Annotated in this window: 4 protein-coding genes; all 4 read left to right on the top strand. The window is 41.0% G+C overall.

Annotated elements, in window-relative coordinates:
* The first annotated feature begins 297 nt into the window (after positions 1-297).
* Positions 298-2,187, top strand: coding sequence for an ABC transporter ATP-binding protein (locus tag FBQ94_RS15225; RefSeq protein ID WP_051006169.1), 1,890 nt, complete (start codon positions 298-300; stop codon positions 2,185-2,187).
* Entirely contained in the window at positions 2,184-3,041 is an 858-nt protein-coding gene (rfbD, locus tag FBQ94_RS15230) for a dTDP-4-dehydrorhamnose reductase (protein WP_007221403.1), read from the top strand. Before FBQ94_RS15225 ends, rfbD begins: the two co-directional genes overlap by 4 nt.
* A gap of 113 nt (positions 3,042-3,154) precedes the next feature.
* The gene (gene uvrA / locus FBQ94_RS15235) at positions 3,155-6,025 is read left to right on the top strand and encodes an excinuclease ABC subunit UvrA (RefSeq protein WP_007221402.1); all 2,871 of its coding nucleotides are present in this window, start codon (positions 3,155-3,157) and stop codon (positions 6,023-6,025) included.
* Positions 6,026-6,032: 7 nt separating this feature from the next.
* Positions 6,033-7,148 (top strand): lysylphosphatidylglycerol synthase transmembrane domain-containing protein, encoded by a 1,116-nt coding sequence (locus FBQ94_RS15240; protein ID WP_007221401.1) that lies wholly within the window; start codon positions 6,033-6,035, stop codon positions 7,146-7,148.
* Positions 7,149-7,403 lie beyond the last annotated feature (255 nt).

A 7,403-nucleotide genomic window follows, 5' to 3' on the forward strand; every position in this document is an offset into this window, starting at 1 on the left:
CATTCTTTTTACCTTGAAGATTATATTTTATCTTCCTCAGTCGGGTCAACACAAAATCTTTTTATTGAAAAACAGATAGCTATGTGATAGCATTTTTCCAGTTGAATAGCGCCTGAAATGTTTTGTAGCTGATGAGTGATGGCAGGTAATATCCCTAAAACATAGCTCGGTAACGAGCGATTATAAAACTCTATAAACAATGTAATACGTGCTTAACACATCAGATTTTATTCTATCACCCCTGCACAACGTATCTTCTTTAATGCCTTTTATTTCACAAAATCAATTGAGGAACCGATGATAAGGAATTCACTTTTCCGTGAGTGCGCCAAGTTATTATCTTTTGCAAAACCCTATTGGAGGATTATGATATTGGCCATTATCAGTATGATACTCTATACATCGGCAAATGGCATTCAGATATCACTGATCAAACCTATTCTGGACAAATTGCTTCATGGGGAAGTACAAGAAATAACTGACTTGCCAAAGATAGATATAGATCAACCGGTACAGGACCAGAAAAGTTCTTCTCCTGCCAGGCAATTTAAAGAACAGGTCTTCAATAAATTTACCTTTATCGAACGAGTGCAGAAACGTGCAACAGGTTCATTTACCAGTATCGGCATAGTAATGGCAATCCTCGCTCCCATTATTTTCCTGTCATCTTATTTTCAGCAATATTTCAGAAACCTTATCATGTGGGCTGTGGTTGTGGATATTCGAAATAAGGTATGTGACCATCTGCTGCCTCAACCCCTCAGTTTTTTTGAAAACAGGAAGAGTGGTGATTTGCTGTCGAGATTAACAAATGATATGGCCGTTACACAATCCGGACTCACCATTCTTTTTGATGAAATATTGCTTCAGCCCATGAAACTGATATGTGGACTGGTCTTAGCATTTTATTTTAGCTGGAAGCTGTCGTTATTCACCCTGATTGTTTTTCCCATCGTGTTCTTCCCGGTACTGATCATGGGCAAGAAGATTAAAAAACATGGCAAAGGGAGCCTCCGGCATCTCTCCGATCTTACGGACGCCTTACGTGAAATGTTTGCAGGTATTCGGATTGTAAAGGCATTCAAAATGGAAGATGAAGAGAGCCGGGAGATACACACGATCAGTGAACGCTTCTACAAAAAAAGGTTAAAAATGGTTAAGGCAAAGGCGCTCAATACCAGCACCAGTGAATTCGTCTATACCTTAGGGCTTGCTGCTTTAATTGCTTTTGGCGGTTATGTAGTCATATCAAAAAAAATCACGCCTGGAGAACTTGCGGGGTTTATTACTGCTACCGGTTTTATGGTAATTACTTCAGTAAAGAAATTGGCGAAGGGTTACGCAAGCCTGCAGGAATCGCTTTCCGGTGTAAGCAGGGTCTTTGAGCTATTAACAATAGAGCCAGATATAAAAGACCATCCTGAAGCTGTGCATCTCGATAGAATAGAAGAAGGCATCTCCTTTAAGAATGTAAGCTTTTCATATGATGGCAGTAAAGAATTTAAATTGAAAGATATATGCCTTACGATTTATAAAGGGGAGGTTATTGCCATTGTAGGTGAAAGCGGGGCAGGTAAGACCAGTCTTATAAACTTAATACCGCGTTTCTATGATCCTGTCGAAGGTAGTATCGAAATTGATGGAATAGATATACGGCAGATCAAACGAGAATCGCTTCTTTCTCATATTGCGATTGTAGCCCAACAGACCTTTCTTTTTAATCGTAGTTTTTATGAGAATATTCTCTATGGAAAAAGGGATGCCTCGATAGCTGACGTTCATGCTGCGGCACAAGCTGCCCATATTCACGACTTCATTATGGAACTTCCCAAAGGCTATGATACGGTGGTAGGTGAATTGGGGGTGAAATTATCGGGAGGACAACGCCAGCGAATTGCCATTGCCCGCGCCATATTAAAAAACGCTCCCATTTTACTCTTGGATGAAGCAACTTCATCCCTGGATTATACATCTGAGAAGCTGGTGCAGGATGCATTAAACAATCTGATTACCGGCAGAACAACCATTATTGTTGCCCACCGCCTCTCCACAATACAACATTGTAACAGAATCGTTGTAATGAAACATGGACGTATCATAGAAGTAGGCAATCATGAGTCCCTCATGTCGGAAGAAGGGGAATATAAACGTGTCTATCAGTTACATTTTAATACAATCTCTCTATGAAAATACTTGTTATTGGCTCTGACGGCATGCTGGGCAGATATCTTGTTAACTATTTGTCCAATCTCTCTCATTCCAAAAGTATTTCCGAAGTAATTGGCGTAAACCATAAGCAGGTGGATATTACTCATCATTCAGACACCTCCAGACTCATCGCTCACATCAGGCCAAATACTATTATCAATTGTGCAGCGTTTACAAATGTAGATGCATGTGAAACACAGATACCTGTGGCTTTTGCCGTTAACGCTGCCGGAGCAAAAAATATAGCATTGGCTGCAAAACATGCAGAGGCAAAGGTTATCCAGATAAGTACTGACTATGTATTTGATGGCACGAAAAATGAGCCTTATATCGAAACGGATCAAACGAATCCCATATCGGTTTATGGTAAATCGAAACTTGCAGGAGAGTTGGCTATACAGGAGATATTGGATAATTACATTATCATCAGGACAGCATGGCTCTTTGGTCCGTGGAGAAGAAATTTCGTAACTACCATGCTTGATCTTGGAAAAAAGAACCGCTCAGTGTCCGTTGTAACTGATCAGTATGGAAGCCCTACGTATACAGCAAACTTATCGCATGCAATAGGAACAATGATTTCGCTGGACCTTCGGGGCCTCTATCATATAACAAATTCAGGGACTTGTTCACGGTATGAATGGGCAAAGAAGATCTTCGAATTAACCGATAGCTCTGTATCGGTACTCCCGGTGAAAACTGCTGATTACAAACGTGCTGCAATGGTTCCTCAAAATTCTTCTCTCAACTGCACTAAATATACCCAAGATAGCGGGCAAACCATGAAACCGTGGCAGGAGGCATTAAAGGAGTACCTGGACAAAAACCTGTAGGTGTTAGCCACGAATGAACACGAAACAGATACAGGGAAATTATTAAGAAATCTATGTTCATCCGTGTCCAAATGAAAATTTCTTTACCATTCAACTAAAACAATTACACAACTATGAAAAAATCCATTATTGCCCGTGGCATACGGGTGCATAATCTTAAGAATATCACCGTTGAAATCCCGCATAAAAAGCTTGTGGTGATTACAGGAGTCAGTGGATCGGGCAAATCAAGCCTGGCATTTGATACCCTTTTTGCAGAGGGGCAAAGGCGATATGTAGAGTCTTTTTCAGCTTATGCGCGTCAATTCCTGGAAAAAATGGATAAACCGGATGTAGATCACATCGAAGGAATCCCGCCTGCAATAGCCATTCAGCAAAAAAATCCGGTAAAAAACCGCCGCTCAACCGTTGGGACTGCCACAGAGATTAATGACTACCTGAGATTACTGTTTGCCCGGATTGGCAAGACCTTTTGTAGCATCTGTAACCGACAGGTACAAATAGACTCTGTCTCTCATATTGTGGAAACCATCTTATCATTGCCGGAAGAAACACGGTTCCTCGTTACATTCCCAATCGTTATGAGTCAAAAAGTTTCAAGTCAGGCACACATTAACCTGCTGAAAGAGCGTGGGTTGGTAAGAATCCTGGCCGATACTGCTATTCTTGACATCACCTCAGAAAAAAACGATTGGGATATCAGATCTGCAAAATTTGTTTATGGAATTATTGACCGGCTTGTCGTTAAAGACGTTAGTAAAGAACGCCTTGTGGATGCTCTGGAAACTGCATACCGCCTGGGTGCGGGACATGCAAGTATTATCTACAATAGTCCTGATTCTTCTCTTTGTAATGATCCGCATATACAAGGCCAGCCTCTTAATATTCAGGGAGCCCCCTGGAGAGAACTCAAATACAGCAAGCAATTCTTTTGCAGTTATTGTGCTATTGAATATCCTGATCCCGTACCTATGCTATTTTCGTTTAACAACCCGATTGGCGCCTGTCCTAAATGTCAGGGTTTTGGACATACTATCGATATCAACCTGGATGCCGTCATACCGGATAAAGAAAAAACGTTGAATCAGGGAGCTATCGCTCCCTGGAAAACACCTACCTACAACTCGATGTTTGAATCGCTTAAAAAGGCATCTGCAAAATATAATATACCACTCACTGTCCCCTTCCGTAAATTAACGAAGGAGCAGGTAAAATTAATCCTGGAAGGCACAGAAGATTTCTGTGGTATCTACGATTTTTTTCACTGGTTAGAACAACGAAAATATAAGATGCACATCCGCGTATTCCTGAGTAAATACCGGGGATATACCCTTTGTCATACCTGCAATGGAAAACGCTTGAAAAATCAGGCATTACATGTTCTGATTAACAATAAGAATATATCGGATATCTGCAACATGACAATTGAAGAAGCTTACCAATTCTTCAAAGAACTTCAGCTTACCGATTATGAAACCAATATAGCTCACTTGCTTTTACAGGAAATCAAAAAGCGGTTAGACTACATGATCCAGGTAGGATTAGAATATCTGACCCTGGATCGTATGACCCGTACCCTTTCCGGAGGAGAAGCACAACGGGTAAACCTTACAACATCTCTGGGTTCTTCACTGGTAAATACCCTCTATATCCTGGATGAACCGAGTATTGGGCTTCATCCGAGAGATACCGACAGGCTCATACAGATCCTGAAACGATTACAGAGTATTGGAAACACCGTTGTCGTCGTTGAACATGAAAAAGAGGTCATTAAGGCAGCGGATGAGATTATCGATATTGGACCGGGGGCAGGTGAAAATGGCGGCATGCTTGTTTATCAGGGTGCATTTAAAGATTTGCCTGCTCATAATATTTCACTGACGGGACAATATTTAAAAGGCGCTAAAGAGATTAAAATACCCCGGAACCGGAAAAAAAGTTCCAAGAAGGCCATTGTATTGAGAGGCGCTTCACAAAATAATTTGAAGGGAATAGATGTTACCTTTCCTCTTAATATGCTCGTATGTGTAACGGGGGTATCCGGATCAGGGAAAAGCACCCTTGTACAAGATACCCTTTACGGGGCAATAAAAGAAAAGAAAAAAGGGTACGCAGGACTCATAGGAAAATACAAGGGTATCGAAGGTACACAATTAATTACTGATGTTGTCCTTGTGGATCAATCACCCATAGGCCGAACCCCTCGTTCTAATCCCGTTACATACATAAAGATATTTGATGAAATCCGAAGGCTCTTTTCATCAACCCGGGATGCAAAAATACGAAAACTGGAAATCGGCTCTTTTTCTTTCAATGTGGCTGGCGGAAGATGCGAACAATGCGAGGGCGCCGGCTATATTATAGTCGATATGCAGTTCCTTGCAGACATTACAATTACCTGCGATAAATGTAACGGGAAACGATTTAATAAAAAGGTGCTTGATGTAAAATATAAAGACAAAAACATCCATGAGGTATTGGAAATGACGGTAGATGAAGCCCTTATATTCTTCCATGATTCAGCGCGAATTACCAAAGGATTAAAATTTCTTCAGGATACGGGATTGGGCTACCTGCGGTTAGGCCAACCTGCAACAACCTTATCCGGAGGAGAGGCACAAAGACTCAAAATTTCATCCTACATAGCTCAGGAAAACACCGACGTGATGCTCTTTATCTTTGATGAACCTACGATAGGACTCCACATGGATGATATTCAAAAATTACTCACATGTTTTCAGAAATTACTTGAGGCCGGACACTCTTTAATCGTGGTGGAACATAATCTGGATATTATTAAATCTGCTGATTATCTTATCGATCTTGGTCCCGAAGGCGGCAATGCGGGCGGATATGTCGTTGGATGTGGCACGCCGGAACAAATCTCTCAAATACAATCAAGTTATACCGGCAGGTATTTGAAGCCTTATTTTTCTCAAACATCAAACGCAGGCAGACGCAAACGGAGCGTTATCTCAAATTGATAAAGCAATGAATTTGAACAAAAAAAATATCTTTTTCATTTTAAGTATTATCGTTAGCGTTGTTTGCTTATGGTTATTTGTCAAAAATATCAAATGGTCACTCCTGGGAAATGCCTTACGGGAAGCAAATTATTGGTTTATCATACCAACACTTATTTTATCCTTGCTATTTTTTGCAGTGAGGACGCTTCGTTGGCAAGGATTATTATCGCACATTAAATCAATTCCTATGATAAACCTGTTATCTATCACCTGCATTGGTTTCATGGCAAACAACATCCTTCCCGCCCGTGTTGGAGAAGTTTTACGGCCTTTTTTATTATATAAAAAGGAGGGTGTAAAATTTTCAACCTCGGTTGCCACCGTAATCGTGGAGCGGATATTCGATATGTTAAGCCTTATTCTCTTTACCGTGGTCGTCATCGCTTTACTGCCACACCCCTCTGCAACGAACCACAATCCCTCTGTTCAGGTTTCACCCCATGAAGTAAACACAATTAAGGAATCCATTATTCCCTCCTTGAAAAAATGGACTGAGGTATTCGCTGTGATAGGAGTCCTTACTACCGTTTCCCTTTTTTTAGTTATTATAAGGCCTGATTTCTTTAGAAAAATACTGCTGAAACTCTGTTCCTTTCTCCCCCACAAATTTAAGGATAAAACTATGGAGTTTTACGAATCCTTTGTTTATGGACTAAGGATACTGGAGAACAAAGCGCAGACCCTATGGATACTAGCGCTTTCATTCCTGATCTGGATTATTGCCGGAGCAGAAATATATCTCCTTGGATTTTCCTTCCATATACATCTTCCTTTCGTTGGCGCATGCCTTATCGCTGTTTGTCTGGCGCTGGCAATTGCTCTGCCTCAAGCGCCCGGGTACATTGGAGTCTTTCATATCGCAATACTAAAATCACTGGATATTTTTGGGATACAGGCGACAGCAGCTCAAAGCTATGCTATTATCTTGTGGGCCATCAGTGTTCTGCCTTCCATAGTTTTGGGTTTTCTTTTTCTCTGGAGAGAAGGTATCGCTTTCCGGGAAGTGGTAAGACTGGAAGAAGAGATTGCTGAAGGAAAGCTGGAAGAATTAGAAGGTATAACAAAAGAAACTCCTCATTAAGAAAACACAGTATATACCTAAACCAGGTCTTCGGCGAATTTTATCTTTATGCAAGATGTAGGGCAAGGCTTTAGCCTTGCTTCCCCGCTGGGGTATACCTGGGTAAGAACAACCCTAAAGGGTTACCCTACGGGATTGAAATTCCTATACATTTATATGGCTTTGTTGCACAAATCCGATAAAAAAGCAGTTTTTCCCTGTAGTATGCAATTTATGAGATCGCATAACTTTCCGGCATTCCTAATTTCATCATAC

The sequence above is a fragment of the Candidatus Jettenia sp. AMX1 genome, from assembly GCF_030263775.1.
GTDB lineage: Bacteria > Planctomycetota > Brocadiia > Brocadiales > Brocadiaceae > Jettenia > Jettenia caeni.

What these genes read in the sequence shown, in the direction of transcription:
- FBQ94_RS15225 (WP_051006169.1), top strand. Translation starts at nt 298, where the DNA reads ATGATAAGGAATTCACTTTTCCGTGAGTGCGCCAAGTTATTATCTTTT.
- rfbD (WP_007221403.1), top strand. Translation starts at nt 2,184, where the DNA reads ATGAAAATACTTGTTATTGGCTCTGACGGCATGCTGGGCAGATATCTT.
- uvrA (WP_007221402.1), top strand. Translation starts at nt 3,155, where the DNA reads ATGAAAAAATCCATTATTGCCCGTGGCATACGGGTGCATAATCTTAAG.
- FBQ94_RS15240 (WP_007221401.1), top strand. Translation starts at nt 6,033, where the DNA reads ATGAATTTGAACAAAAAAAATATCTTTTTCATTTTAAGTATTATCGTT.